Origin of the sequence: Desulfovibrio intestinalis (assembly GCF_014202345.1) — a bacterium.
Lineage (GTDB): Bacteria > Desulfobacterota > Desulfovibrionia > Desulfovibrionales > Desulfovibrionaceae > Desulfovibrio > Desulfovibrio intestinalis.
Window position 1 is genome coordinate 132,021 of record NZ_JACHGO010000002.1, and the last position, 25,764, is coordinate 157,784.

A 25,764-nucleotide genomic window follows, 5' to 3' on the forward strand; every position below is an offset into this window, starting at 1 on the left:
GTGGCCACCTTTGTGCTTGAAATTGGCAGCGAAGAACTGCCTTCCCGTTTTCTGGCTCCCGAAGAGGCGGAACTTTCTGCCCGCTTTACCACCGCCCTTGATGAAGCTGGGCTGGAGCACGGCGCTCTGCGTGTGATGAGCACGCCACGCCGCGCTGTGGTCATGATTGAAGATCTCAACCCCGTGCAGGTCGAGCGCGAAGAAATCGTTTCCGGCCCGCCCGTGCGTGTGGCTTACGACGCTGAAGGCAAGCCCACCAAGGCCCTCGAAGGCTTTGTGCGCACCAACGGCTGCACCCTGGACGACGTTTTTCAGCAAGAGACGGAAAAGGGCGTTTATGTGGCTGTGCGCAAGCACACCGGCGGCGCGCATGCAAGCGAACTGCTGGCCGCCATATGCCCGGCCATCATCACGGCTCTGCCTTTTGCCAAGCGCATGCGCTGGGGTGATTACTCCCTGGCTTATGCCCGTCCTTTGCGCTGGATACTGGCTCTGCTGGACAGCGATGTGATTTCCTTTGAGGTCGGCCCCAAGGTTTCGGGACGCGAAACCTGCGGCCACCGCATCCACGGTCCCGGCCCCTTTGCCGTGACGCATGCCGATGAGTTTTTGAAGACCCTGGCTGGCCCCTGCGCCATCACTCTTGATCCGGCAGAGCGCCGCAAGATCATCATTGAGGGCGGTAATGCCCAGGCTGTGGCGGCCAATGGCAAGGTTCTCTGGAAAGACAGCCTGCTTGACGAAGTGCAGGGGCTTGCCGAGCATCCTGTGCCGTTGCTGGCGGATTTTGATCCGGCCTACCTTGAAGTGCCGCGCGAAGTGCTGCTGACCAGTATGGAAAGCCATCAGAAAAGCTTTGGTATTGAAGATGCCAATGGCCAGCTGTTGCCGCACTTTCTGACAGTTCTCAATATCACCCCCGAGGATATGGGGATTGTCAAACGCGGGTGGGAGAGAGTGCTGCGCGCCCGCTTGGACGATGCCCGTTTCTTCTGGAGAGCCGACCTGCGCGAACCTTTTGACCATTGGCTGCAAAAGCTGGATACGGTTATCTTTATCGGCGATCTTGGCAGCATGGGCGACAAAACACGTCGTCTTGAAGCGCTGTGTGGCTGGCTGGCTGAAACGTGCGCGCCTGAGCTGGCGTCTGACGCAGCGCGGGCCGGGCGTCTTTCCAAGGCGGATCTGGTCAGTGGGCTTGTTGGCGAATTTGATACGCTTCAGGGCATCATGGGCGGCATCTACGCGGGCCGCAAGGGTGAAAATCCCACTGTGGCCCAGGCAATGGCCGAGCAGTATCTTCCTGCCGGGCCGGATTCTCCCTTGCCGGGCAGTATGGCCGGAGCGCTGCTGTCCCTTGCCGACAAAGCCGACACCCTCGCGGGTTGCTTCGGTCTGGGAATGATCCCCACTGGCGCTGCCGACCCCAACGGCCTTCGCCGCTGCGCGCTTGGCATCATACGGATAGTGCTGGATTTCGGACTGCCGCTGGACATGCGCCAGGTTTTCGCCAAGGCGCAGGAACTGTATGGCGACAGGCAGTGGAAGCTGGCCCCCAATGAGGCTTTGGACAAACTTATGGAATTTTTCGCAGCGCGCCTGCGTAACTATTTCATGAGTCAGGGACAGGACACATTGCTGGTTGACGCTGCCCTCGGCGCGGGCTCTGCCCAGGTGAAGGAATGCGGCGCGCGCTTGAGCGCTCTGGCGGCCTTTAGCCGCGAGGCTGGTTTTGCCGAGGCCGCTCAAACTTTCAAGCGTGTGGCCAATATCTTGCGCAAGCAGGGGCAGACTGAAGAAATTCCGGCCCAATGGAAGGCGGAACTTTTGCAGGAAGACGCGGAAAAAGCCCTGGCCGCCACGCTGGATCAATTGCTGCCGAAGCTTGACCAGATGTGGACCGATCAGGACCATGCGGCTGCCCTGGCCTGCCTGAGTGAAGTGCGCCCGGCTGTGGATGCGTTCTTTGACGGCGTAATGGTTATGTGTGAAGACACGGACCTGCGGCGTAACCGTTTGGCTATGTTGCAGGCTCTGGGTGGGCGCTTTGCCCGGCTGGCTGATTTTGCGGCCTTGCAAATGTAGCTTTGTCCGTATATGTTCCATGTCCGGTTGTTCCGCGCTGCCGAAACGCAGAGCGGAACCGCCGGAATGTTTGATAAGAAAAGATATACCGCCGGAAATCCGGCACGGCGCTTGACAGCCATACGGGGCTATGCTAACAACCCGTCTTCGCGATAGCGCAATATAATTCAGAGTCTCGGCTTGCCAATGCAAGCCCAACATAGTGGAGGATACCGTGGCCAACCATAAGTCAGCCATCAAGCGTCACAGGCAGAGCTTGCAGAAGGCCGGTCGCAACCGCGCCGCCCGTACCCGCGTGAAGAACGCCATCAAACAGGTGCGCTCCGCCATCACGGCCACCGATAAGGCTCAGGCTGGTGAAGCTCTGGTGGCCGCTACTTCCGTGCTTTCCAAGGCCGCCAGCAAGGGCGCCATGCATTGGAAGAAGGCCGCGCGCAAGATTTCGCGTCTGGCCCGTGCCGTTAACGGCATCGAAGCCTAGTCGCCAAGCCTTTGAGGCAGATTTTTTCTGCCAACAGTTTATTGTTTCTTGACAACGCGCTGCGTTGCTTGTAATCACTCCCTTCGGGTGAATGCTGTTTTGAAAATTTCAACTAAGTTCGCAGATTTTCAAAAAATATTTTGAAAAAAAGCTTGACGGCGACTGCAGCTTAATATAGATTCCCCTTCGTTGCGCGCTCGTAGCTCAGCTGGATAGAGCAACAGGCTACGAACCTGTAGGTCAGGAGTTCGAATCTCTTCGGGCGCACCACTAAAGAATCAAGCCCTTACGATGAAAATCGTAAGGGCTTTTTCTGTTATGGCAGATTCTGAATAGGCCTTTCAACATCCGCCGCATTTCCGCCTGTAAGGCTGGTCGGCTTCTTATCTCCATCTCTCCTTTTCTCCGTCGTTTTCTTATCAGCGTGCATCAGGTCGAAGCAGCCATTATTTATTGAGGTTGGCAAGTGGGAGAAGCAGATAAGAAATAGGCAGGATTGGGTCTAGTTTTGCGCAGTATGTAAATGATAAGGGGTTACATAAACGTAAGCGCTGTTTTCTTGTCGCACCAGGATTCAAACTAGAACACTGGTAAATGAAAAATTCAGGGTAAAAATTCGGAACATGCTACGGCTTCTCTTTCTCTTGAATATTTGAAGACGCCGTTAAATATCCAGTTATTCCCTTGGGTATCCTGAATAATGTAAAATTAACGTAATATTCTCAGTGGTTTACCATATTAACTTGCAGGATAAGCCACAATACACGAGGCAGATGGCTGAAAAGCAGGGTGATTTTTTAAATGCCAAATCTGTAAAGCCAAAAGAGCTTCGGGGAACGGCGCAGGGCAGGAGCTATGCCCTTCTGAAAAGATTTTACCTACGGATACACAAAATTATTTATGAAACATTCCTCAAAATCTGAAGCATCTGCTCCGGAGTCCTCCAGGGCAGGTAAAAACTGGATGATTGATGACCCATCAGAGCATTATATTTCCATTCGTCAGGTCTTTTTTCTGGCAATTGCCTGCTGCTTGCTTATAGCCAATATGTACGGCGTACAGCCGATCATCAGCGACATTGCCAGCAATCTTGCAATTCCTATTAAATCAAGTGGTATTATACTTACCCTGGCACAAATTGGATACGGCGTTGGCGTGCTGTTTATCGTTCCCCTGGGTGATTCGTTTGAAAATAAACGCCTTATCCTGCTGCTGCTTTGCTGTCTGGCAATTGCACTGTTCATGGTCCATCTGGCAGCGGGAATGCTGGTGTTCTATGCCGCCATTTTTTGTGTTGGATTGTGCTCTTCAGTGGTGCAGCTGATTATTCCGTTCAGCATCGGGCTGATACGCCCCAGTCAGCGCGGACGTCTCAGTAGTATTATTGTGGCAGGGGCTGCATTGGGCATGGTGCTGGGCAGGCCAATATTCAGTTTTTTGACGGGTCTTACGGGGTGGAGGGGAGTGTATTTGATGGCGGCAGGTTCTGTTTGTGCCATCATCATCCTGTTTTATTATTCCATTCCGGCAAAAGCGTGTTTTGCGAAAAAATTATCCTATCCTGGTATTTTTGTTTCAATGGGAAAGCTCTTTGTCACAATGCCCAAGGTTCGCAGCCAGGTTTTCATGCTTTTGTGTAACTTCACCGGTTTTACACTTTTCTGGGCCAGTTTTCCCATTATGCTGGCCTCTGAACTGCAGTTTACACACAATGATATTGCCATGCTTTCGCTAGCCAGCCTTGCAGCTCCCCTCGGTGTGGTGGTGGCCGGATCGATGGCAGATAAGGGCTGGCGGTTAGCCATTATTGGCTTTGGTGCATTTCTTTGCCTGCTGGCGTTTTTAATAACGCCTCTTCTCGGGCTTGCAACAGCAACTATGTTGCTGGCTATCATTTTTATGGACTCCGGCCTTAATATATCCAACGTGTTTATTCAGCAGGCTGTACTTCTGGAAAACGCCAATGCGCGCAGCCGCCTCAACGCGCTGATTATTTCAGTGGCATTTGCAGGGGGAGCCCTGGGTTCATATTGGGGACCATATATTTACACCAACTTTGGGTGGACGCCCACGGCGCTAACCGGAAGCACGCTGTCATTGATATCACTGGGCGCGTACCTGCATATGCGCTCTGTTTATAAAAATGAAAAGTCATCAATATAAACTCAAGGAAATATACCTGTGAACAGACCATACGTTTTTTGCCACATGATGACTTCTCTGGATGGAAAAATTATGGGCTCATATATGGAAACTCGGGAAGGTGAAGTTGCAGGAGACGTATTTTACAACATCGCCTTTGGAAAAGAGCCTTACTACAAGCACCAGGGTTGGCTGTCAGGCAGGGTAACCACGGACGATAATTTCACACTGTATGAAAAACCTCTCCTGGACCAAAACGCTCCTTTGGTGGCAGCTGGCGATTATGTTGCTAGGCCTGACGCCGGCATGTTCTACGTTTCCGTTGATCCCTCTGGCAAGCTGGGCTGGAAGAAAAACGAATTGATCTATATTGACACCACAGCACACGTAATTGAGGTGCTGACAGGTAAGGCCAGCAATGCCTACAAAGCTTTTCTGCGTGACCTTGGCATCTCTTACATTATCGCAGGTGAGGGGGCTTTGGATTACGCCCTCGCCCTGAAGAAATTAAAAAATCTGTTTAATATTCAGACACTGATGCTCGGTGGAGGCGGGGTTTTAAACTGGTCTTTCATACAGGCCGGAATGTGTGATGAGCTTAGCGTCGTTGTTGCACCTGTTGCGGACGGTTCTTCGGCAACGCCTGCACTGTTTGAAGCAAGAGACGGGTTTTCGATCAGCAATCCTGTTGGTTTTACGCTCAAAAGCGCAAAAGTGAAAAGTGGGGGCAGCGTATGGCTGCGCTATACCGTGAATAATCAAAGAGATGAATGAACCATCTGATATGCCTGAACGTAATTCACATAGATGATGTGAAATTGCCGTAGAGAGGGCTTGGGCAAACGCCGTAACGCGCGTGTACTAAACTTTAAGAATATGTATTCTCGAGGTTAATCACCTCTAGCTACAAAATTATCCCTTATCAATATCCGTATTGAAGGCGTATGAACTGCCAATAGTGTTGAGCGTGTGGGTATCTGTCAGGCGGTCATATCGTCCTGCTGCTCCAGAAGCGTCAGAATGCGGGCAACCAAGCCTGCATAGGCTGGGTCGTCTCTTCGCCGGGGGCGGGGCAACTCCACAGCAAACCTGTCCACAATGCGCCCTGGATTGGTGCCCATAACAATGATTTCGTCCGCAAGGTAGACGGATTCATCCACACTGTGCGTGACGAACACGATTGTCTTCCGGCTTTGTTCCCAAACTTCAAGCAGCCTTTTTTGCAGCGTAATGCGCGTAAACGCGTCAATGGCTCCAAAGGGTTCGTCCATAAGCAGCACGTCAGGCGCGTTGGTCAGGGCACGCGCAATGGCCACCCTTTGCCGCATGCCGCCGGAAAGCTCATGTGGCATGGCCAGCGCGAATTTCTCAAGCCCCACCATGCCAAGATAGCGGCGTGCCTCCTGCTCGCGCTGATCCTTGCCCATGCCGTTGAATTGCAGTCCAATCCCCGTATTATCAAGCACATTCAGCCAGGGAAAAAGCGAATATTCCTGAAAAACCATGCCGATTTGCCGGCACGGGCCTTGCCGCTGTTCGCCACGAAAGCGAATTTCTCCCTGTTCACAGGGGCTCAGGCCAGCCATCATGCGCAGCAGGGTTGATTTCCCGCAGCCAGAAGGCCCAACTATGCAGACAAAGCGCGCGTGCTCCACCGTCATATTAACGTGGTGCAGGGCTTCAATGGGGCCGCTTTTGGTCACAAAAGTTTTTGATACGTCAGCGACCACGAGTTCTGAATGCAGTAAGGCAGCGTCCATTACTTTGTCAGTCGTTTCCATACAAACTTCCTGTCTTCGTAGAGCCTGAATAATCTGTCCAGCAACGCCCCGACAAGCCCGATACTTATCATGCCCGCTATAACGACGTCCGTTCGGCCCACGGTGTAGGCGTGAGTAATAAGATACCCCACGCCTGAAAGGCTGCCCGGCAACATCTCGGCTGATACAAGACACATCCAGGACACGCCAAGGCCAATGCGCAGGCCATTGATGATGGATGGCGCGGCGTATGGGAGCAGCACCTTGCGGAAAATATCTATCTGACTGGCCCCCAGAACCCTTGCCGCATCCGTAAGTGTTTGCGGCACCATGCCCACGCCGTGTATGGCGCTGGTGAGTATGGGATAAAACCCGCCGATGAAAATGATAAAAATCATAGATACTTTGATATTATGAAAATATGGATATGCGGCCCCGATAGGCACGGAAAAAACGTCGGCCAGGCTCAGCATGCCAAACCACGCCAGTACCAGGGGAACCCAGGCCAGAGGAGGGATGGAGCGAAACAGGCCAAGAAACGTATTAAGGGCGGTATTTACGTCGGGCTTGTAGCCCATGATGATTCCAAGCGGAACAGCCAGAAGCACCGCAATGATGTATCCCGCAAAAACCCGCGCCAGACTTATAAGCGTGTTGGCAGGCAGGGTACCCATTGAAATGACGTCATCGCTGGGGCTGGACAGCAGGCTCCAGACCTGCGGAATACCCGGCAGAATAATGTCGTTTTTCACCACATGGGCCATCAGGTGCCATAAGAGTAAAAATAACAGCGGAAATACGAGTGGAAGAAAAAATGCTTTAATATTTTTCATTGGTTATGACCGCAAGATGAAAGCGTGCATGCAGTATAGCTCTCGGGCCGGGCCGCGTGGCTTCAAGCAGCTTTCACCCTTTTTAGTCTGCCCCGGCGTGCAGCCGCAAACCGGGGCAGACAATGGATAAGGCTTATTTACCGTTCAGAAATTGTGGGTCCACAAGAAGGCTTTCTGCCTCTTTAAAGGTTTTATCCTTCAAAGCGCCCTTGAAGTATCCGGCCTTGTTCAGGTCGTTCAGGTAGCCGTCTGCACCTTCTTTCCAGCCGTCAGTAAAGCTTTGTAAAAAGCGGAGGTTGGAATTCTTGCCGATCTCTTCCGGCAGGCCTATCCATTTGGAGCCAAGAATTCCGGCGCGCTGCGGGTCTTCATTGCACCAGCGGCCAATTCCGGCCATAAGCTTCACAAAATCCCGCACCAGTTCAGGGTGCGTGGCAATGACCTCGTCGCGCGCGGCGATAACGCAGCAGGGGTAGTCTGTCCACTTGCCTTCAGGCGGAAGGTTGCGGAGCATGCTGATATCGCAGCCAGCGCCTTTGCCTGCGGCTGTCTGGGGAAAGGGCTCCGGCCCGACCACCGCGTCAACCTGTTTGCTGCTCAGGGCGGGAATGAGGTTGGCCATGCCCTTCAGGTCTACCAGAACCACTTGCGCCTTCTGGTCCAGCGGGTTGCTCGTGTAGGTGATGCCCTCTGATTTGAGCGCGCTCTCAAGAATTATGATGGGCGCACTGCTGGGCGAGTGGTAGCCGATGCTCACAGGTTTGGACGATTTTTTGATGTAGGCAACAAATTCCTGCCACGTTTTGGCGGGAACATCGTTGGATACAACCACGCCGCCACTGGCCAGAACCAGAGGGGACACAATCTTGATGGGGATGTTTTTGTCGATGCCGGCCATAATGGCGGTTATGGAAGCGAGGCCGATATCAAGCTGCTTCTGGGCGAACAAGGTCGCAGTTTCCGAGCCGCTTTTGATAACAACAATATCAAGCACCGCCACGGGCTTGCCGTCTTTCATGAGCTGATACTTTTCTTTGGGCACTATGGGCTGCATCCACATGCCTTCAACAGGCAGCTTTTCGCCCATATCCATAGCGGCCATGAGGGGCGTATGGTTGGTGGTAAAAATGTAGCCGACTTTCAGTCGGGGCAGTTCCGCCGCCTGCGCGGCAACACCAAGGGCGAGCAAAAGCGCTGTTGCCAGCATTTTACCAAACAGGGTGCGCATAGTACCTCCATCAGTTTTTTGTGCTTAATGAGAAAATTCTTGTTACATCCTTGGCAAATATATTTGCACAGTGTTTCAGTCACATCGGTCTGCCGCTGTGATCTGTTGGCAAGCGGGGCAAGTATGGCCTTATTGCCTACTGACCGTATTCATGAGCCTTGGGCGGTTCCTGCGCTTGCATTTGTGCCTGCGCCCGAGGCTGAGCGCCACAGATGTCGTCAAGCTGGCCATCCTCGCCCAGAAGGCCCAGGGCGTCAGCACGGCAGCGCGTACAGTGGCGCATCTGGGGAATCACTTCGCCAGCCTCAGCCCGGATGCTGTGCATCAACTGCGCCGAGGGCGAAGAGGTGAGGGCAAAGCGTGTATTCGCCACAGGCAATAAGGGGATGCTGTTCATGAGGTCTGCTCCCCAGGCGGCGACGGCTTTGGCTATGTCAGACATGTGCGCATCATTTACGCCGGGTATGACCACCGCGTTCACCTTGACGGTGACACCCAGTGATTTAAGCAGGCGTATTCCTATTTTCTGCCTTTCGAGCAAGAGGGCTGCCCCCTGCCGCCCGGACAGGCGCTTACCGCCGTCATCGACCCAGTTATAGATGGCTGCACCCACGTCGGGTCTGACCGCATTGACGGTTACCGTCACATGCCCGACGCCGAGGCCGGCCAGGGTTTGCGCGTGCAGCGGCAACGCCAGCCCATTGGTGGACAGACAAAGCAGAATGCCGGGCAGCGCCTTGCGCAGCTCTGCAAGAGTTTTTAGGGTTGGAGCGGCATTGGCCAGAGGATCGCCAGGGCCAGCAATACCAATGACACTCAGGTGCAGCATGCGGGCCACAGCACGCAGGGCCGCGTCCACAGCCTCATCGGGAGTGAGCAGGCGCGCCGTCACACCGGGGCGGGATTCGTTAACGCAGGAATAGCGGCGGTCGCAAAATCCGCATTGCACGTTGCAGCTTGCCGCCACGGGCAGATGCGCCCGGCCAAATGCGCGGTGCGCCTCCGGGTTGAAGCAGGGGTGCCGCGCACTGTCTGGCTGGTGTATGCTCATTCCTTGCCCCTTGGCTTCAGGCCAAACCGTATGCAGTCTTTGGGGCACGATCCTACGCAGTCACCGCAGTTGGTGCAGTTTTCTTCGTCCGGCCTGGTACGCATGAGGCAAACCTTGCGGCATTTGTCGCAGTCATTGCATTCGGACGTTTTGTAAAAGCGAAAGAGGGTAAAACGCCGCACCAGTTCAAGGGCTGCGCCAAAGGGACAGGCAAAACGGCACCAGCACATGACGATGCCCAATCCCAGCGCGAGGATGCCCACTGTAAGCACAAAGCGCAGTTGCCACATGGGAAAGGCATGCTCCCATGTGAGCCATACCGAGGGCCAGAATTCACCTACGCGCAGGGGCACATTCACCCGTGGCTGGCCCAGGGCGAACCATGCCAGCAGCGCAGCGGCCAGCATAAGATATTTGGCCCACCTGTAGTTGCGCACGCCCACGGGGTTGGGGCCGAATTTGAAGGGGTTAAGCGCCAGAACGCGGTTGGTCAGGGCTCCCGGGCAAAGCCAGCCGCAAAAAGCCCTGCCGAAGAAAATAGCCACAGCCAGCCAGACGCCCCAAAATCCCCAGAACAGGCGGGATAATTGACCAGGGCAGGCCATGACAGGGCAGTTCTGGCAGCTGACAAAAGGAACTACAAAGGGGCAACGAAATACGCCGTACAGGCCCCACTCGCCAATGAAAATAGTGGAAATGACGAGCACGGCCCTGTTACACCAATGGAGCGCCCGTAGTCTGCGGCTGGGGCGGGCAACTATTTCATGCAACATCTTTTACCCCCAGCTTTTCAATCAGCTCCTGTCCCTTGGGAGAAAGGGATGTGTAAAATCCGGCCTTTTCAAAAAATTCCTGCCCCTGCGGGCTTGTCAGCCAATCGATGTAGGCAACGGCCCTGTCTTTGTCTGCCGCGTCTGCCATAAGGCCCACAGTAAACGTCAGTGGCCCGGCGGGGAAAAACTTTTCGGGAATTTCCACGGCCTCCAGCTGATTGGCAAAACGTTCCATACGGCAGATGCGCCGTTCAACAATCATCGCGTCAGCGCTGCCAGTGGCGACGTCCTTTACAGACCTTTGCACACAGGTTCCCTGTTCCGGCACGTTGGCCAAAACCTTTGGGGTCAGATCAGCTGCTTTGAGTATGCCCATAACAGCCTGACCGCCGGGGGCGGAGGCTTCCTTTGCCATAGCCACGCGCACGCCGGGCCGGGCAAGGTCTTCAATGCCGCTGATATTGGCGGGGTTGCCCTTGGGTACAGCGATGACATAGCTCGTAAAGCACAGGGGCTTGAAATATATCATCTTGCCAGCCTTGCGCAGGTTCTGTGCAAGAGCGAGCACACGTCCGGCAAAAACTTCGGTATGCCCGCTGCCGGTAAGCAAGGACTTGCCAAGGGCAGCGGCAAAAGCTCCTGTATAAACAATGTCGACGCCAGATTGCCGCGTATACTCCGCGTGCGCCGGGCACATAGCTTCTGCAAGCCCGCCGCATGACCATACCTGCAACGTTCCACCGTTTGCGGCCCTTGCAGCCTGCGGACTTATGAGCGCCGCCCCGGCTGCGCCCAGTGCCAGCGATTTGATGAAACCGCGCCGCCCATTTCCTTTTGTATCCATACCAGCCTCCCTCAAAGGATTGAGAAATCATAATCTGCATGCTTGCGTGCAGGCAGCCATACTTGCCTTGCAACAAGACATGTCTGTTGCATCTGTAGCTTCGCACCAAACTGATTTTGCCATACCGAAAATTTGTATTGGCGCTCTGCCGATACTGTTCTTTTCAACAGAAAGTCTGCCGCGCTGCGCCACCCCGGTTTGTTTTCGTTGTTGCAAGCAAGTGCGCAACAGAGAGATATGACAGAAAAAATTGTCAAAATAAAAAAAAGTTCCGCATGATTATGCGAAACTTGCGCTGCGAAATATGGTTGTGGCAACCCTGTCAGGCAGGGCGGAAATGGTAGGATTATGTGCTGGCCCTGCGTGAAGGATAATGCGAGACAACCTGCCCCACAGCGCCGCAACGTCAGGTGCCACCACTGGTGAGTTTGCCCTGCTGCATATGGCGCGCAACAGGAAAAGCCCGGTGGGAGCTAGAAAGATTCAGTACAATTGGTGTGCTATGCAATTTCATGCCATTAGAACGTACTTTGTTTTTTTGCAGGCAAAGCGCAAAAAATCTGTTTGCAATATTTTTGATTCAGCAGGTTATTTTTCGATAATGGTAGTGTGAAAACAAAAATGCATCAAGGGTAATGTGCGCAGGAGATCATTGTCATCTTGCAGGAAAATATTTTTCCAACGTGCAAAAGTGGATGATTGGCAACGAACCTGTGCCTTTGTAAGATTGTAAAAATAATGTGCTCCCTCGCAATCAGTTTTAGCAAGGGAGCACATGTTGCCTTATGGGGGGAGTATCTGAATGTTTGCAGCTTTTTTGTGCGCCCTTCGGCGGCTGCGGCAAATTTTTGTTAAAATCGGCTTACATGCCGTTTTGGCAAATAGAAAAAATGCTTTGGGGCTGCCCTGAATCAGCCTGCGTTTGGTTCATCAAGACTTTCGTGGCTGGGGGTTGTTGCGCTGGCTTCCTGAGCACTTTCACGCGCAAAAACGAGCCAGTGGAACAACCCCACAAGTACGCCGCCGCCAAGTATGTTGCCCAGCGTCACCGGAATAAGATTTTTCAGCACAAAGTTTTCCCAGGTGAGCAAAGAGAGGGTGTTAACCGGGTCCGCCAGTTTGGCCGCCACTTCGGGGGGCATCATGCCACTGCAAAGTATGCCGATGGGGATCATGAACATGTTGGCGATACTGTGCTCAAATCCACATGAAATAAACAAGCCCACGGGAAAAAGACAGGCGGCCATCTTGTCAAAAAGCGAGCGCCCAGAGTAGCCCATCCAAACGCCAAGGCAGACCATCAGATTGCACATGACCCCAAGAAAGAGGGCCTCGGTGAAGGTGTACGTCAGTTTGTATTCAGTGGTTTTGATATAATAAAGGGCAATGCTGCCGCCGTCTTTCCAGGGGTGCCCGCTAAGAAGAATGAGGGCCACCAGCGCAATAGCGCCAATAAAGTTTCCCGCATAAACAACGCCCCAGTTGGAGAACATCTGCCGCCAGGTGATCTTGCGGCTGGCGCGCGGAACAAGCGTCATAGTGGTTGAGGTGAAAAGGTCGCCGCCCAACACCACAACAAGCATAAGACCAAGACTGAATACAAGCCCGCCAACAATTTTTCCTGCCCCGGTAACGTTTGCCACGGCGCAATATACAAAGCCCAGCCCGATGAACAGGCCCGCCATCACTGCCAGCAAAAAAGCCTGACGAGGAGGCCTTGTCGCCTTGATTATCATTGTTTCCACAACCTTGCCGTACATCTGGCGAGGATTCAGCGCTTCAAAAGACGCTCCAGTCATGAACGTTCTCCTTTGGGAGGAATCAGGTTGGCAAGACGTTTAAGGCGATAGAAGAATCAAAATGGATGTCAAAAAGTTCGCCACCATAAACCAGTCGCGAATAATTTTCCATAATGGTCTTGCGAACGCATATATAATGATGTGTGTAATTTATAATATTATTTTTATTTTGTTTATCATTGTGGGTAGTTTTCGTATATAAATTTTTATAATGTTATTATTGTCTTATTATATGTAGTTAATAATTAAGAATTGGCTATGGCGCTTCAAAATTTTTGTTTATATACTGTTTAATGGTGTTTTTAATGTCGATATATTTTTATAATAATAAAATAGTAGGCTTATTTCTGCCGTTAGTTTGCTTTTTTGCTCCAGCATGGATCGTACTGGAAAGATTAAAAAATATGAAAACCAGGTTTTTGTGTTTTTTATGACGAAATGAGAAAATTTTGTTTTATCTGCGGGTTGGGAGGGCAGGCATACTCAAGTCTTTTGTGGACTGAAAAGGCACTTTGCTGCCGCGAGCCACGGTGTAAAAAGATCAAAACAGGCTTGCTTTGAACCTGTGTGATGTCTGAAAAGCGCGGCCTGTAAAGGCTTCGTGTCAAACCGCAATATTTTTGTAATTTAGTGAATAGAATAAGTTTTTTTGTAAGGGGAGTGAGGATCGGCCCTTTTGCAAAAGGGCTGCTCCTTACAAACTAACTGAAGGTGCTACGGATTTGCATGGCTATGGAGGCTTTCAAATGGCTGTATTACGTGCGCGCGGGATCTCGGGTGCACAGGCGGTAGTAGAACAGCAGCACATAGAGAGGGGCCAGATAGGCGGCAGCCATCAGCGCTTCTGTCGCGCTAAAGAATTCCATACACACGATCATGAGCAGCACATTGTTGATGACGCCAAAAGAGATCAGAAAGGCAAGGCGTGTTTGTCGCGTCATGTGGCGGGTGATGGGCAGCGCCGCCAGCGTCATGAGCACACACAGCAGGCAGGCCGCGCCCAGCGCCTGAAGAATGAACGATGGCGATTGCCGCAGTAATCCCCCATAATTGCTGAAAATAGAGATGTTTGAAACTGCTATGGCGACGGTCAGCAAAGGAAACTGGTGGCGCAGCAAAGAACAGCGCAATCTGTTCCAGTACATGCGGGTGAAGTGGGCGGCGACAAAGGGCAGCAGAATGGTTACGGCAAGCGAAAGGCCCATATGTCCCAGTTCCAGATGCGGGGGCAAATTCAGAGGAGCGAGCCCAAGTAGCCGTAGTGCACTGTCGGTGAGGGAAAGCATGGCGGGCAGGCTCAGGGGAAGCAGAAGGGATGTGGCGATGTTTGCCACAAGAATAAGCGCCGTATTGGCTCCAAGCATAAGAGAAAAAACTGCGGCCATTACACCCACCGGGGCCGCGCCCAGCAAAAACGCCCCCAAGGCGAACTGGGGCATGATAAGGCGAAAAACAGCCAGGCAAAGTATTGGCAGCAGCGCGAGGCGGTAAAACGTCAACAGGCACAGCGGCGCTGCCATAGCGCGGGTTTCTTTTCGCAATTCTTCAGCGCCCACAGCCAGAAAGCTCATGAACAGCATAAAGATGAGAATAAGCCGCGGCATGGCTGACAGCGGAGCGGCCAACTGCGGCAAAAAAACGCCTGCCGCCATTGAAGCCAGTGAAGAAAGTACCATTATGAGGTCGCAAGGATTCATTGCACCACCTGTTTTTCGCACCTTGCCCGGAAGGCGCTATAAAACTCAAGCAAAATATTGGGTTGCATGATTATGCCAGTGACGTTTGGTGTTCTGATCTGACATACAGCGACCTGCGTGATGTTGGCAGGCATGCGGCCAAACGTGTTTGCGCGAGGCTCGTGCACAGCTGTTTTCGCAGCGACTATGATTTCATATTCTGCTATATTTCAGGCATTTTCTGTAAACGTAATTGCGGCACAGCCCTGCATAAAGGCTTTCACCGTCAATCTCCTGCATGTGGATTGCGGCAAAACTGGGGGCAATATGGGGCAGGGGCTGGCAGATTCATATGGTCAAAAAGCAGTGAAGTCTTTTGGCTCTCAGGAAATATTTTCGAAAGTGAAAGGCCTCGGCTTTTGCCGAGGCCTTTCACACAGAATACTTTAAATCCGGTGCAACCACTACTGATGGCTACTGATCTACCCGAATGTCCAGCGAAAGCTTATCTTTGGAAAGAACGTAGCGAACATGCGCAGGCTTGCCCGAAAGGTCAATGACAACCCTGGTCTTGTCGTCCATCTTACCCAAGCGAATGTTGGTGACCAAAGGATTTTTGGGCACGCCAGGCGCTTTGACCTGCCACTTGCCTTCCAGATCCAGCACCAGCCTTTCGGGGCTGTTGAGGGTCATGTTTTTGTAGTTGAGGGGGGCTGTGCCCACAAGCCGAATGGTAGCGCCCTTGTCACGGGCAAAAACTACAAAACGTGTGATTTCCTGTTTTTGTGGCGCTGCCTTGGCCGCCTTTTCCGTATTGCTGGGCTTGTCCTGCGCGGTTTTTTCTGGTGCTTTGGTTTTTTCCGGGGCCGCAGGGGCTGCAGGCACGGCGGGCGCAACAGGAGCAGCAGGCTTGGCGGGGCTGGTCGCTTCGGGCTTGGAAGCGCTGGTGGCCTTGTCAGCCGCACTGACAGGCTCAGGCTTATGCTTTACCGGTTCGGGCAGCGGAGCATGAACAGAAGCCGCGTCAGCGCTGCGCAGGGTATTGCTTTCCAACTGAGGAGCCCGGTCAAGCGGGGCAGGGCTATGTCCAGATTCCACTGGCAGAGGCGGAAGGTAAGGCTGCTCGGCAGGGCCGCCGGTTTTTGCAGCCTGCCCGGTATCGCCAAGAGGCGGCAATTCCATATCAGGAACTGCCGGGCTGTCTGCACCGGCGTCAGCACCCTGGCTCAGAGTTGCCTGTGTAATGGGCGCTTGCTCTGGCTTACGCAGTTTTTCATTAAGCATAATGAGGGCCATGCCCAACACGCAGACTGCCAGAAGAAGACTTAGTATCACTTTATTCATGCCTAAAGGCTCCTGCCAAAACTAGTTTGTCCTGAATATTTTCAGCGGCCACGGGAACTGGATTGTCCCTGGTTTTGCATCTTTTCTTTGCGGATGTGTACCAGCATTCGAAAATATGTGGGTTCTTCACCGCCCATAGTCATTGCTGCCCGAATGTGAGCGGCGGCCTCATCAAACTGGCCGAGCAAACAGAGAATACGGGCAAGATTGAAGTGGGCGTGGTCATCGTCCGGCGCAAGTTCCACAACCTTGCGGCTGAACAAAAGGGCCAGAGCCGGTTGCGAACTCTGGCGCAGCCTGACGCCGAAATCCCTGAACATATGCTTATGCATTGTGCAGATGTCTTCTGTAGACCCGGCCAGCTGCTCAAGGGCGCTCAAGGCGGCCTGGCGCTCGCGTGGGCGTCTGAGCCGCAGCAAGGTCTGGCGGAATGTTTCGCGCAATCGCGATTCCGTCATTTTGGCCTTGCGCATGGCCTCCAGGCTCATTGGGCTGCTCGCTGGCGCAGGGCTTGAGCCCGGTAACGGCAACTTCGCGTCCCTGTCTAGTTCAGCCAGGGAAATCTTATTTCCTGCTCGGCTGGTCCCTTGGCTCAAAGCGCTGGAGACAGCAGGCGCTCCCTTGGACGGGGGCGCAGGCATTTTTTGAAAGGCCGGGCCCTGGTCTTCGCCTGCAACAACCATCCGGAGTTGCTGGGAAGACGTTTTTGGGGTTGCCTGCAAACGCTGCGCACCGTGCTTTGCCGCAACGGCAGTGGCAGGGTCGCCGGGCTGGCTGAAAGAAGCTGCGTCTTTGCCCGGCGTGGCGGCGCGCTGCCCGGCATTTGCACCTGTGGTGGCGGATTTGCCCGCATCACGGGCAGAGGCCATAGCGCCGCGCGGCTGAATCTGCGTGGGTACCTTTGCTGCACTTTGCCCAAGTGCTTGGGCGGCGGCTTGCGGGGCTGCCTGTGTCGCGCCTTGGGCTGCGGCAGCTACGGCATTGGGCCGGGCAGCACTGGCAGCTGAATTTTGCGAGAGCGACGGGGAAATGCCAGACAATTCCGCACCAGTAGATACCGCCTGTTGTACAGCATCTGTACTGCTGGCGGCCTTCTCTTTATTTTCGAAGTGCGAAAGATCCGGCGTAGTGACGGGCATTGCCAGTATTTCTGGTTCTGCCCTGAAGTTTTTGGCAAATGATCTGGCGCTGATTCTTTCTGGTTCGGCTAACGGTTGGAACGCTTTGTTGAGTTCCTGTACTGCAAAAGCTCCGTCGGGAAGTTCCCATACGAAGTAGTGGTTTTTGCGGCGATTTTCCGTCCAGTCGGTGGAAAAAGAGTACACGCCTGAAAATTTTGAGCGACGCATGGCTGAAATGTACATTATTTACGCCGAATGGCAAGAATGCCTTCCTGGCTTTACGTTGCCGGGGGTTTGCGCTAATATGGCGGCATGCATGAAATGTCCATTGCACAAAGTTTGCTGAAGATGTCGGAAGAGGAAATCTCCCGTCAGGGCTGCACACGTCTTGAGGTTGTAAACGTCAAGTATGGCGCACTTGCCGGAATAGTGCCCGAGTCTCTTCAGTTCTGCTTTGAAACGATGATTCAGGGCACACCTCACGAGGGCGCGCGCCTTGAACTGGAAGAGCTGCCTTTGCAGTTGCACTGCCCGTTTTGCGGCGCTGATTTTGGCGGCGAAGGGCAGGACGCTCTTATACAGCCCTGTCCCGGTTGCGGCGAGCAATTCGGACATGTGGTAAAACAGGGGCGTGAACTGTATTTGAACCGCCTTGAGGCCAGCTAGTTCCGGCGAACCTCTGTTTATATCATTCGGCGGCTTGAGCAATGAATTGTTCCCAATAATGAGCAGCCGTACTTAGGCTTTGTATTCCGATGGCAGGCGCGGCTTTGCTGTCGGGCGTTTTTTTGTCGATATTGTCCCCCCATCAGCCCACTACTTCAGACAAGGCTCCGCAAGGAGTCTGCAAGGAGACCGGCATGCAAATTCCCGTGGTTCGCAATGTGTTGGAAGCCAACGAAAAAATGGCGGCTCATGTGCGCAAGCGGTTGTCTGAAAATGGGATTCTGACACTGAATCTCATCAGCTCGCCTGGCGCGGGCAAGACAACCCTGCTCGAACGCACGCTGACCGATCTGGCGGGAGAATTTCGCATGGCCGTGGTTGAAGGCGATCTGCAAACAGATAACGATGCCCGCCGCGTGGCCGCCACTGGCGCTCAGGCTGTGCAAATCAACACCGATGGCGGCTGCCACCTCGACAGCAACATGATTCTGACCGCGCTGGACAGCCTTGATCTCACAGGTGTGGATATTCTGTTTATTGAAAATGTGGGCAATCTTGTGTGCCCTGTGGAATTTGACTGCGGCGAAGACGCCAAGGTTGCTTTGCTGAGCGTGGCTGAAGGCGACGACAAGCCTGAAAAATATCCTCTGCTTTTCAATCTGGCGCGCTCCCTTGTGCTCAACAAGGTGGACCTGCTGCCCTATGTGGACTTTGACATGCAGCGCGCCCGCAATTTTGCCACCAAGCTGAACAAGGATCTTGATATTTTTGAAGTTTCCTGCCGTCAGGGTCAGGGGCTGGAAGAGTGGTACGCTTGGCTGCGCGACAAGCGGGCGGCCAAAAAAGAAGGGCGTCCCATCTAGAGCAGATTCACGTTGCAATTTTGCTGAAAAATACGATTTTCGGCAAAGTAGTGCTGCCAGTTGAGCTTGTTTATAAGAAATCCCGGCATGGACGAATCCATACCGGGATTTCTTATAAAAACTGACCGTTGCTGCAGCTACTCATCGGGCAGAATTTGACCAATGGCCCCACTGCTGCAGGGCGACCAGAATATTCTATGCCAGAACATCTTTAAAGCAGATTGTTCTTGAGCTGGTTAACGTTGTCATCTCGGCGGAACGAACCTGTTCCGCCGACCGTGTACTCCTACGGCACCCGGCTGGAATAAAAGGTGACGTTCAACGTGGCGGCAACGAGCTGCGCTGTCTAGCGGCCGCCTTCACTAGCCTGATAGGCAGCCACATCCACCACCAGATTTTTTGAGCTGTGGCGCAGGGTCAGCGTAAACAGCTGTACATCGCTTTGCGGCTTGTCGGCATCGGCCAGATTGGGCAGCATGGCCGATGGCGCCAGCATGACAGTGGCTTCGCCCTGGCCGGAAGCCATAAAATAGTCCAGCACCTGCTGCAATATTTCTTTGTGTCTGGCGCTGTCGCTCTTGGGCATTTCAACAAAGTTCATATCCAGACCGGGAAATTCGGCCTGCCAGGGAGCATAGCCCTGCGCGTACAGGGTTGTCAGCAGCTTGTGCAGCGTGGCGGCGTCCAGCTTGCGGCGCAGCTCCATATGCTCAAGGCGGTCAGGGCCAGCCGACCGGAATATGCCGGATTTGCCGTTTTCCGCCTGACCCGGCAACAGCCGGGCTGCCCAAACCATGCCTGCAAAGCCAAGGCTGGTAAGCACGGCGTCGTTGTCGTCGTGGGGCGGGCTTTGATCCAGCAGGGCGCAAACATCCTTCATGTGCATACCGGGGCGAAACTGGTCCAGCGCGCAGACCGGGCCGCTGTTTTCATCAGGCAAAAGGCTGCGCATGCGGGCGCTGAACTGGCGTTTGTCTCCCTTGCCCGTAACAAGGGTCAGGGTGTCGGGCTGCGGGCCAAAAGTCAGGCTTGCAGCCTGTGCCAGGGGCACGCGGCTGAAGGTCCACAGGGCCAGCCCCGTATCCAGCCGCAACTCAACCGTGCCGCCGGGGTTCTCAATTTCTTCGCTGCCGCCGGGGGGCATATCAAGACGCATGAACTGCGTAACCTTGCCCTTCTGCAGATGAATGTTGAGCAGATCTTCACCCGTGTTGTTGGCAATGGACAGGTTTTGCGGAGCGGCGGCCATGCTGGCTGTACTCCACAAAAGGAATATGAAGCAGGCGAGGACCAAAGGCAGGCCAAGCCGCGAACTATTACTGATGATCATGAGCAAACTCCCGAAGTCTTTGTAAGACACAAAACCTATACCAGAGCGCGGGGCGTACCCGCAAGTCAGCCGGGCCGGGCTTTGTTGGCATACTTTACGCTTGAAGCCGCGCCTGCTATGTTAAGCATGTTTGAACTCCAATAGAAGTATATATATCATTTATCAGGATTAAAGGAAAAGATATGCCTCCAGCGTCGCATAATTCGCCGTCAAGCCAGGAAGATTCACCAAAACGCCTGTGCCTGCGGCCCACCTCATTGCTGGCGGCCAGTTTTCTGGTTGTGGCGGCCATTGCGCTTGCCTATGTGGGCGGCGTCATGAGCGGCAGGGCGTACTGGCGTTCTCACGCTTCGCAATCTGTTGTTGTGGAGGGCGCTCAGGGCAAGGGCGTCATTGTTGAGCCAATAGATGAAACTGCGCCCAAACAGCGCATTCTTGCACCTGAAGAGTTGCGGTTTGCCAGATTGCTGCGAGGTGAAACGCTGCCGCCAGGAATGACCGACGGCCCGCAACCCCTTGCACCCGCCGTGGGCGCGCAAGCAGCTGCCCAGCCCGGTGCCAAGGCTCCGGCGGGTCAGCCTGCGGCACAGCCCGGCGCACAACGCCAGCAGGGCGGCGCACCTGTAAATACTTCCGCAACGCCTGCCGGGCAGGCAGCGCAAGCCACTCAGGAAAACCACCCTGTAGTGTTGAACAGCCTGCAGCCTGTGGGGAATATGTTTGACTACGTTTTTCAGGTCGGAGCCTTCAAGGATGAAGAAAGTGTTGACGGCTTACGCCAGCGCCTTGAGGGGCGCGGCCTGAGAACCCGCCTGCAGCGTTCGGGCAAGCTGCTGGTGATCCTGGTTCTTTTGAGGGGCAATGAGGCCAGGGCTGCGGAAGTGGTGCATGCCTGTGAAAGTTTAAATCTGGGCAAGCCCATTTTACGCAGCAAGACTCCGGTGAAACAGTAAATTGTTGATGATGTTCAGAGGGTTCAGAGAGATGTTCAGCTTATTTGAAAATAGTAATGATTACTGTTTACAAGCTCATCCTATTTATGCCATAGTCTGAGGGAGGGCAGGCAGTAGCTGCCCCTTGGCCCCCCCACAGGCAAACCAAGGAGAGACACAATGCCGAACGATCAAAGCAAGCTCACTAACAATGCCGGTGCGCCGGTGGCTGACAACAACAGAGTGCTCACAGCCGGGCCACGTGGTCCCATGCTTTTGCAGGATGTGTGGTTTCTCGAAAAACTGGCCCATTTCGACAGGGAACTTATTCCAGAAAGGCGCATGCACGCCAAGGGTTCAGGAGCGTATGGCACCTTTACCGTCACACACGACATCACGCGTTTTACCAAGGCCTCGATGTTTTCTCAGGTAGGTAAAAAAACTGATTTGTTTATCAGGTTTTCCACGGTGGCTGGCGAGCGTGGCGCTGCTGACGCAGAGCGCGACATCCGCGGCTTTGCCATGAAGTTTTACACCGATCAAGGCAACTTTGACCTTGTAGGCAACAACACCCCCGTCTTTTTCCTGCGTGACCCCCTGAAATTTCCCGACCTCAACCATGTGGTGAAGCGCAATCCGCACACCAACATGCACAGCGCTCACGACAACTGGGATTTCTGGACTCTGCTTCCCGAAGCTTTGCATCAGGTCACCATCGTTATGAGCGACCGTGGCATTCCCGCTTCCTACAGGCATATGCACGGTTTTGGCAGCCATACCTTCAGCTTTATCAATGCCAAAAATGAACGCTACTGGGTCAAGTTCCATTTCAAAACCCAGCAGGGCATCAAAAACCTTACTGACGCCGAAGCCCAGGAATTGATCGGGCGCGACCGCGACAGCCATCAGCGCGACCTGTTCGAGCACATTGAAAAAGGCGACTTTCCCAAATGGACCCTTTTTGTACAGGTTATGCCCGAGCTTGATGCCGAAAAACTTCCCTACCATCCTTTTGACCTCAGCAAGGTCTGGTACCACAAAGACGTGCCCATGCATGAAGTGGGTGTGCTGGAACTGAACCGCAATCCTGAAAACTACTTTGCCGAGGTGGAGCAGGCTGCGTTCAACCCTGCCAACATTGTGCCCGGCATCGGTTTTTCGCCGGATAAAATGCTTCAGGGACGTCTGTTCTCCTATGGTGATGCCCAGCGCTACCGCTTGGGCGTGAACCATCATCTTATCCCGGTCAACAAGGCGCGTTGCCCCTTCCACAGCTATCACCGTGACGGCCAGATGCGTGTGGACGGCAACTATGGCGGCTATACCAACTATGAGCCCAACAGTTACGGCGCGTGGCAGGAACAGCCCGACGCCGCCGAACCGCCGCTGAAGATCAACGGCGATGCTGACCACTGGTCCTACCCCTGCGACGACGCTGACTACTATGAACAGCCCGGCAAGCTGTTCCGTCTTATGACGCCCGAGCAGCAGGACGCCCTGTTCGGCAATACCGCCCGTCAGCTGGGCGATGCGCCCAAGACCATAAAACTGCGCCACATCCGTAACTGCGCCAAGGCTGATCCGGCTTATGGCGCGGGCGTGGCTCGCGCTTGCGGCATAGATCCTTCCGAAATATAAAATAGAAGACGTAACGCCTGTCGGTTCCTGCTCTTCACGCGGCAGTGCAAGCTGCCATAAATATCCCGCCCCGGTTTAACAAAGCCGGGGCGGGCGCGTTATGGCCCGGCAAGAATGGAGTGGGGCGAACAGAGTAAAAAACTGCCAAGGGTACATGACGTTCATCAGATGGGGGGAGCGGTTGATCTGAACCTGCCATTGGCGTTGCTGTTCTTCACAAAACAGCTTTTGTGGACAAGGCTCGCGGCACTGAGTATGTTTTGCACCTGCTGCCGCAGCACCCCATGTGGCGGCTGTTTACAACACGGCGGGCCGGGCAGTGAAATCATGAAGCCCGAGGGCTGCCCGCCAACCACCGGAAGACGAATACTGAACGTCTCAGGGGATCGGAGGGCCCATGCATATTTCTCGTAAGGTTGCGGGCATAGCTGCTGTGGCAGGCGTAGTGCTGGCAACCTTTTTTTTATGGCGCTGGCTGGACAACAGGCATGCCGGAAGTCTCACGCTCTATGGCAATGTGGATATCCGTCAGGTTGACCTGGCCTTTCGTGTGGCAGGACGCATTAATGCTGTTCTTGTGGACGAGGGCGACAGTGTGGCCGAGGGGCAGGCGCTGGCGCAGCTGGACGCCGATTTGCTGACCCAGCAGCGTGATGAGGCCGCCGCCCGCCTTGAGGGAGAAAAAGCCTCTCTGGCGCGGCTTGAGCGTGGTTACCGCGTTGAAGAAGTCGCTCAGGCCAAGGCGGCGGTAAGCGCAGCAACGGCATTGTCTGAAAACGCCGCCATCAATCTGCGCCGTGTTACAGCCATGCGCACATCCAACGCCATTTCCCAGAAAGAACTGGACAACGCCCGCGCGCAGTCTCGCGAAACTGCGGCCAGGCTCCGTTCCGCTCAGGATCAGCTGAACATGCTGCTTTCCGGCTACAGAGAAGAGGAAGTGCAGGCCCAGCGCGCTGCCGTGGCTGCTGCCGAAGCCGCCCTGAACCGGGCAGAAATCCAGTTGCGCGACAGTGTACTGACGGCCCCGCAAAAAGGCGTTGTGCTCACCCGCGCCCGCGAGGCAGGAGCCATCGTGCAGACAGGGCAGACTGTCTATACGCTCACGCTTACAGATCCGGTCTGGCTGCGGGCCTATGTTGATGAACCTGATCTTGGGCGCATCAAGCCCGGCATGGCGGTGCGCGTGCTGGTGGATGCGGCTCCTGACAAAAGCTTTCCCGGTAAGGTGGGGTTCATTTCACCCACAGCGGAGTTTACGCCCAAAACTGTGGAAACCCGTGAGGTGCGCACTGCGCTGGTCTATCGGCTGCGTGTACAGGCCGAAGACCCGGAAAATCTCATGCGTCAGGGCATGCCCGTTACCATTATTGTTGAAGAGGCAGCCCGGCCATGAGCGCAATGACGACGGCTCACACCCCGTGTATTGAGGGTGATTCAGCCGTACAGTTGCGTGATCTGGGCATGGTTTTCGGCAAGGGAAATCATGCAGTAACTGCCTTGAACAGCATTTCCGCCGTGGTGCCCGCCGGATGTATAACAGGTCTTGTGGGGCCGGATGCAGCGGGTAAAACCACGCTTATGCGCATTTTGGCGGGGTTGATGCTTCCAACGCACGGCGAAGCGGTGGTTTTTGGCAGGCCGCCACAAAAACTTGTGAGCGAGAGCGCCAACAGCATAGGCTACATGCCACAGCGTTTTGGCCTGTATGAAGACATCAGCGTTATGGGCAACCTGCTTTTGCACGCCAGCCTGCGCGGTCTGGAAGGGCAGGCACGCCAGAACATATTTGACCGCCTGTTGCAGTTTACTTCTCTTGCGCCGTTTACTGACAGACTGGCCGGGCGTCTTTCCGGCGGCATGAAGCAAAAGCTCGGTATTGCCTGTGCTCTTTTGGGGTCGCCGCGCCTGCTGCTTCTGGACGAGCCGGGGGTGGGGGTAGACCCGCAATCACGCCGCGAATTGTGGCGCATGGTGCAGGATCTCAGCCGTGATGGTATGACTGTCATTTGGGCCACTGCCTATCTGGATGAGGCCGAGCGCTGCGCACAGGTTATTGTGCTGGACGAGGGCAGCGTTCTTTACGCCGGAGATCCGGAGGATTTCACCAAGCGTGCACAGGGGCGGGTTTTTCTGCTTAAAACTCCTGCCGGAGCCCACAGACAGGAACTGGCCGCCTGGAGCATGTGCCCGGGTATTGAGGATGCGCTTGTGCAGGGCAGCCGCATCCGTTTGGTGCTGGCGGAAGGCGCTTCCCCGGAACTTCGGCGCGAGGTTCTGGACAAAGGCGGCGAGGCAGTGCCCCCACGGCTGGAAGACGCTTATATGAGCGCTGTGGGCGGCATTGATCAAAATCCTTCGCCCTACGGAAAATTGCATGTGGGAGATGGAGCAGGTCAGTTACAAGGCGGGCCTGATTCAAATTACCCGTCCCAGCCAAGTATTGAGGCCAAGGGGCTCACCAAGACCTTTGGCGATTTTACCGCCGCCCGCGACATCACTTTTGACGTGCGGCCCGGCGAAATTTTCGGCCTGCTTGGCCCCAACGGTGCAGGTAAGTCCACCACGTTTCGCATGCTCTGCGGTCTTTCGCGTCCAACTTCCGGCCAATGCGCTGTTGACGGCATGGACCTGCTCACGGCGGGCAGCGAGGCCCGCGCCCACCTGGGGTATATGGCGCAAAAATTTTCTCTGTACCCGGATATTCCGGTGCTGGAAAACATAAAAATATTTGCAGAACTTTACGGACTCAGCCGCAAGCGCCGCGATGCCCTGCTGCCTGTGCTGGCGAACGCCCTGAATTTGCAGAGTTTTTTGCGCAGCCGCACCGCTGATCTGCCACTGGGGCAGAAGCAGCGCCTGGCCCTGCTGTGCGCCACCCTGCACGAGCCGCCCGTACTTTTTCTGGACGAACCCACCTCCGGCGTCGATGCCCGCACCCGCCGCGACTTCTGGAAGCATATTTCGGCAATGACCACTGCCGGGGCCGCTGTTCTGGTCACCACGCATTTTATGGAAGAAGCGGAATACTGCGACCGCATTGCCCTTATTTACCGGGGGGCCATGATCCGCATGGGCACGCCCGACGAGCTCAAGGCTTCCTGCAAAACAGTGGAAGACCCCACGCTGGAAGAAGCCTTTATCGCCAGCATTGAAGAGTACGACAGGCAGCACCCTCAATAGTTCGTGCATGCACGG

22 protein-coding genes and 1 tRNA gene are annotated in these 25,764 nt (G+C 54.5%); 12 read left to right on the top strand and 11 right to left on the bottom strand.

From position 1 onward, the window contains the following. The 5 genes from glyS to HNQ38_RS03425 all read left to right on the top strand — a co-directional run bounded on the left by glyS (window position 1) and on the right by HNQ38_RS03425 (window position 5,482). On the top strand, window positions 1-2,085 hold the full coding sequence (gene glyS, locus HNQ38_RS03405) for a glycine--tRNA ligase subunit beta (protein WP_183718016.1): 2,085 nt from the start codon (window positions 1-3) through the stop codon (window positions 2,083-2,085). A gap of 214 nt (window positions 2,086-2,299) precedes the next feature. Next, a complete protein-coding gene (gene rpsT, locus HNQ38_RS03410) occupies window positions 2,300-2,566 on the top strand; it encodes a 30S ribosomal protein S20 (RefSeq protein ID WP_183718017.1) in 267 nt (88 codons plus the stop codon). A 193-nt stretch (window positions 2,567-2,759) separates the two neighbouring features. Then, window positions 2,760-2,836: transfer RNA gene (locus tag HNQ38_RS03415), tRNA-Arg, on the top strand. Between the two features lie 630 nt (window positions 2,837-3,466). Further along, on the top strand, window positions 3,467-4,729 hold the full coding sequence (locus HNQ38_RS03420; RefSeq protein WP_183718018.1) for an MFS transporter: 1,263 nt from the start codon (window positions 3,467-3,469) through the stop codon (window positions 4,727-4,729). Between the two features lie 18 nt (window positions 4,730-4,747). Next, window positions 4,748-5,482, top strand: a complete 735-nt coding sequence (locus HNQ38_RS03425; RefSeq protein WP_183718019.1) for a dihydrofolate reductase family protein — start codon at window positions 4,748-4,750, stop codon at window positions 5,480-5,482. A gap of 206 nt (window positions 5,483-5,688) precedes the next feature. Here HNQ38_RS03425 and HNQ38_RS03430 read toward each other — a convergent pair whose 3' ends face one another. The 6 genes from HNQ38_RS03430 to HNQ38_RS03455 all read right to left on the bottom strand — a co-directional run bounded on the left by HNQ38_RS03430 (window position 5,689) and on the right by HNQ38_RS03455 (window position 11,197). Further along, window positions 5,689-6,489, bottom strand: coding sequence for an ABC transporter ATP-binding protein (locus tag HNQ38_RS03430; protein WP_183718020.1), 801 nt, complete (start codon window positions 6,487-6,489; stop codon window positions 5,689-5,691). Then, window positions 6,468-7,232: an ABC transporter permease gene (locus tag HNQ38_RS03435; protein ID WP_246387972.1), complete on the bottom strand. Its 765-nt coding sequence runs from the start codon at window positions 7,230-7,232 to the stop codon at window positions 6,468-6,470. Before HNQ38_RS03435 ends, HNQ38_RS03430 begins: the two co-directional genes overlap by 22 nt. Window positions 7,233-7,434: 202 nt before the next feature. Next, window positions 7,435-8,529: an ABC transporter substrate-binding protein gene (locus tag HNQ38_RS03440; protein ID WP_183718022.1), complete on the bottom strand. Its 1,095-nt coding sequence runs from the start codon at window positions 8,527-8,529 to the stop codon at window positions 7,435-7,437. Between the two features lie 136 nt (window positions 8,530-8,665). Then, window positions 8,666-9,580, bottom strand: a complete 915-nt coding sequence (nifB, locus tag HNQ38_RS03445) for a nitrogenase cofactor biosynthesis protein NifB (RefSeq protein ID WP_183718023.1) — start codon at window positions 9,578-9,580, stop codon at window positions 8,666-8,668. Then, on the bottom strand, window positions 9,577-10,353 hold the full coding sequence (locus HNQ38_RS03450) for a 4Fe-4S binding protein (protein ID WP_183718024.1): 777 nt from the start codon (window positions 10,351-10,353) through the stop codon (window positions 9,577-9,579). The genes nifB and HNQ38_RS03450 overlap by 4 nt, the downstream gene beginning before the upstream one ends. Next, on the bottom strand, window positions 10,343-11,197 hold the full coding sequence (locus HNQ38_RS03455) for a substrate-binding domain-containing protein (RefSeq protein ID WP_183718025.1): 855 nt from the start codon (window positions 11,195-11,197) through the stop codon (window positions 10,343-10,345). Before HNQ38_RS03455 ends, HNQ38_RS03450 begins: the two co-directional genes overlap by 11 nt. A gap of 373 nt (window positions 11,198-11,570) precedes the next feature. On the opposite strand from HNQ38_RS03455, the gene HNQ38_RS03460 reads away from it, so the two are divergent. Next, window positions 11,571-11,810, top strand: coding sequence for a hypothetical protein (locus HNQ38_RS03460; RefSeq protein WP_183718026.1), 240 nt, complete (start codon window positions 11,571-11,573; stop codon window positions 11,808-11,810). Between the two features lie 298 nt (window positions 11,811-12,108). On the opposite strand, the gene focA is transcribed toward HNQ38_RS03460, so the two are convergent. From focA to HNQ38_RS03480, 4 genes are all read right to left on the bottom strand, one after another. After that, a complete protein-coding gene (gene focA, locus HNQ38_RS03465; RefSeq protein ID WP_183718027.1) occupies window positions 12,109-12,996 on the bottom strand; it encodes a formate transporter FocA in 888 nt (295 codons plus the stop codon). Between the two features lie 755 nt (window positions 12,997-13,751). Next, window positions 13,752-14,693: a symporter gene (locus HNQ38_RS03470; RefSeq protein ID WP_183718028.1), complete on the bottom strand. Its 942-nt coding sequence runs from the start codon at window positions 14,691-14,693 to the stop codon at window positions 13,752-13,754. Window positions 14,694-15,146: 453 nt separating this feature from the next. Continuing rightward, on the bottom strand, window positions 15,147-16,016 hold the full coding sequence (locus HNQ38_RS03475; protein WP_183718029.1) for an AMIN domain-containing protein: 870 nt from the start codon (window positions 16,014-16,016) through the stop codon (window positions 15,147-15,149). 41 nt (window positions 16,017-16,057) lie between these two features. Further along, window positions 16,058-17,380, bottom strand: coding sequence for a tetratricopeptide repeat protein (locus HNQ38_RS03480; RefSeq protein ID WP_183718030.1), 1,323 nt, complete (start codon window positions 17,378-17,380; stop codon window positions 16,058-16,060). Window positions 17,381-17,458: 78 nt separating this feature from the next. On the opposite strand from HNQ38_RS03480, the gene HNQ38_RS03485 reads away from it, so the two are divergent. Then, window positions 17,459-17,803 carry a hydrogenase maturation nickel metallochaperone HypA gene (locus HNQ38_RS03485; RefSeq protein ID WP_246387973.1) on the top strand — a complete coding sequence of 115 codons (345 nt, stop codon included), beginning with the start codon at window positions 17,459-17,461 and terminating at the stop codon, window positions 17,801-17,803. A gap of 194 nt (window positions 17,804-17,997) precedes the next feature. After that, entirely contained in the window at window positions 17,998-18,666 is a 669-nt protein-coding gene (gene hypB / locus HNQ38_RS03490) for a hydrogenase nickel incorporation protein HypB (protein ID WP_183718032.1), read from the top strand. A 346-nt stretch (window positions 18,667-19,012) separates the two neighbouring features. On the opposite strand, the gene HNQ38_RS03495 is transcribed toward hypB, so the two are convergent. Further along, the gene (locus HNQ38_RS03495; protein WP_183718033.1) at window positions 19,013-19,996 is read right to left on the bottom strand and encodes a peptidoglycan glycosyltransferase; all 984 of its coding nucleotides are present in this window, start codon (window positions 19,994-19,996) and stop codon (window positions 19,013-19,015) included. Window positions 19,997-20,178: 182 nt separating this feature from the next. Here HNQ38_RS03495 and HNQ38_RS03500 point away from each other — a divergent pair, with 182 nt between their 5' ends. From HNQ38_RS03500 to HNQ38_RS03515, 4 genes are all read left to right on the top strand, one after another. Further along, window positions 20,179-20,949: an SPOR domain-containing protein gene (locus HNQ38_RS03500; RefSeq protein ID WP_183718034.1), complete on the top strand. Its 771-nt coding sequence runs from the start codon at window positions 20,179-20,181 to the stop codon at window positions 20,947-20,949. A gap of 159 nt (window positions 20,950-21,108) precedes the next feature. Further along, window positions 21,109-22,566 carry a catalase gene (locus tag HNQ38_RS03505; protein ID WP_183718035.1) on the top strand — a complete coding sequence of 486 codons (1,458 nt, stop codon included), beginning with the start codon at window positions 21,109-21,111 and terminating at the stop codon, window positions 22,564-22,566. Between the two features lie 397 nt (window positions 22,567-22,963). Next, window positions 22,964-23,962: an HlyD family secretion protein gene (locus HNQ38_RS03510; RefSeq protein ID WP_183718036.1), complete on the top strand. Its 999-nt coding sequence runs from the start codon at window positions 22,964-22,966 to the stop codon at window positions 23,960-23,962. Beyond that, entirely contained in the window at window positions 23,959-25,749 is a 1,791-nt protein-coding gene (locus HNQ38_RS03515) for an ATP-binding cassette domain-containing protein (RefSeq protein WP_221277796.1), read from the top strand. The genes HNQ38_RS03510 and HNQ38_RS03515 overlap by 4 nt, the downstream gene beginning before the upstream one ends. Window positions 25,750-25,764 lie beyond the last annotated feature (15 nt).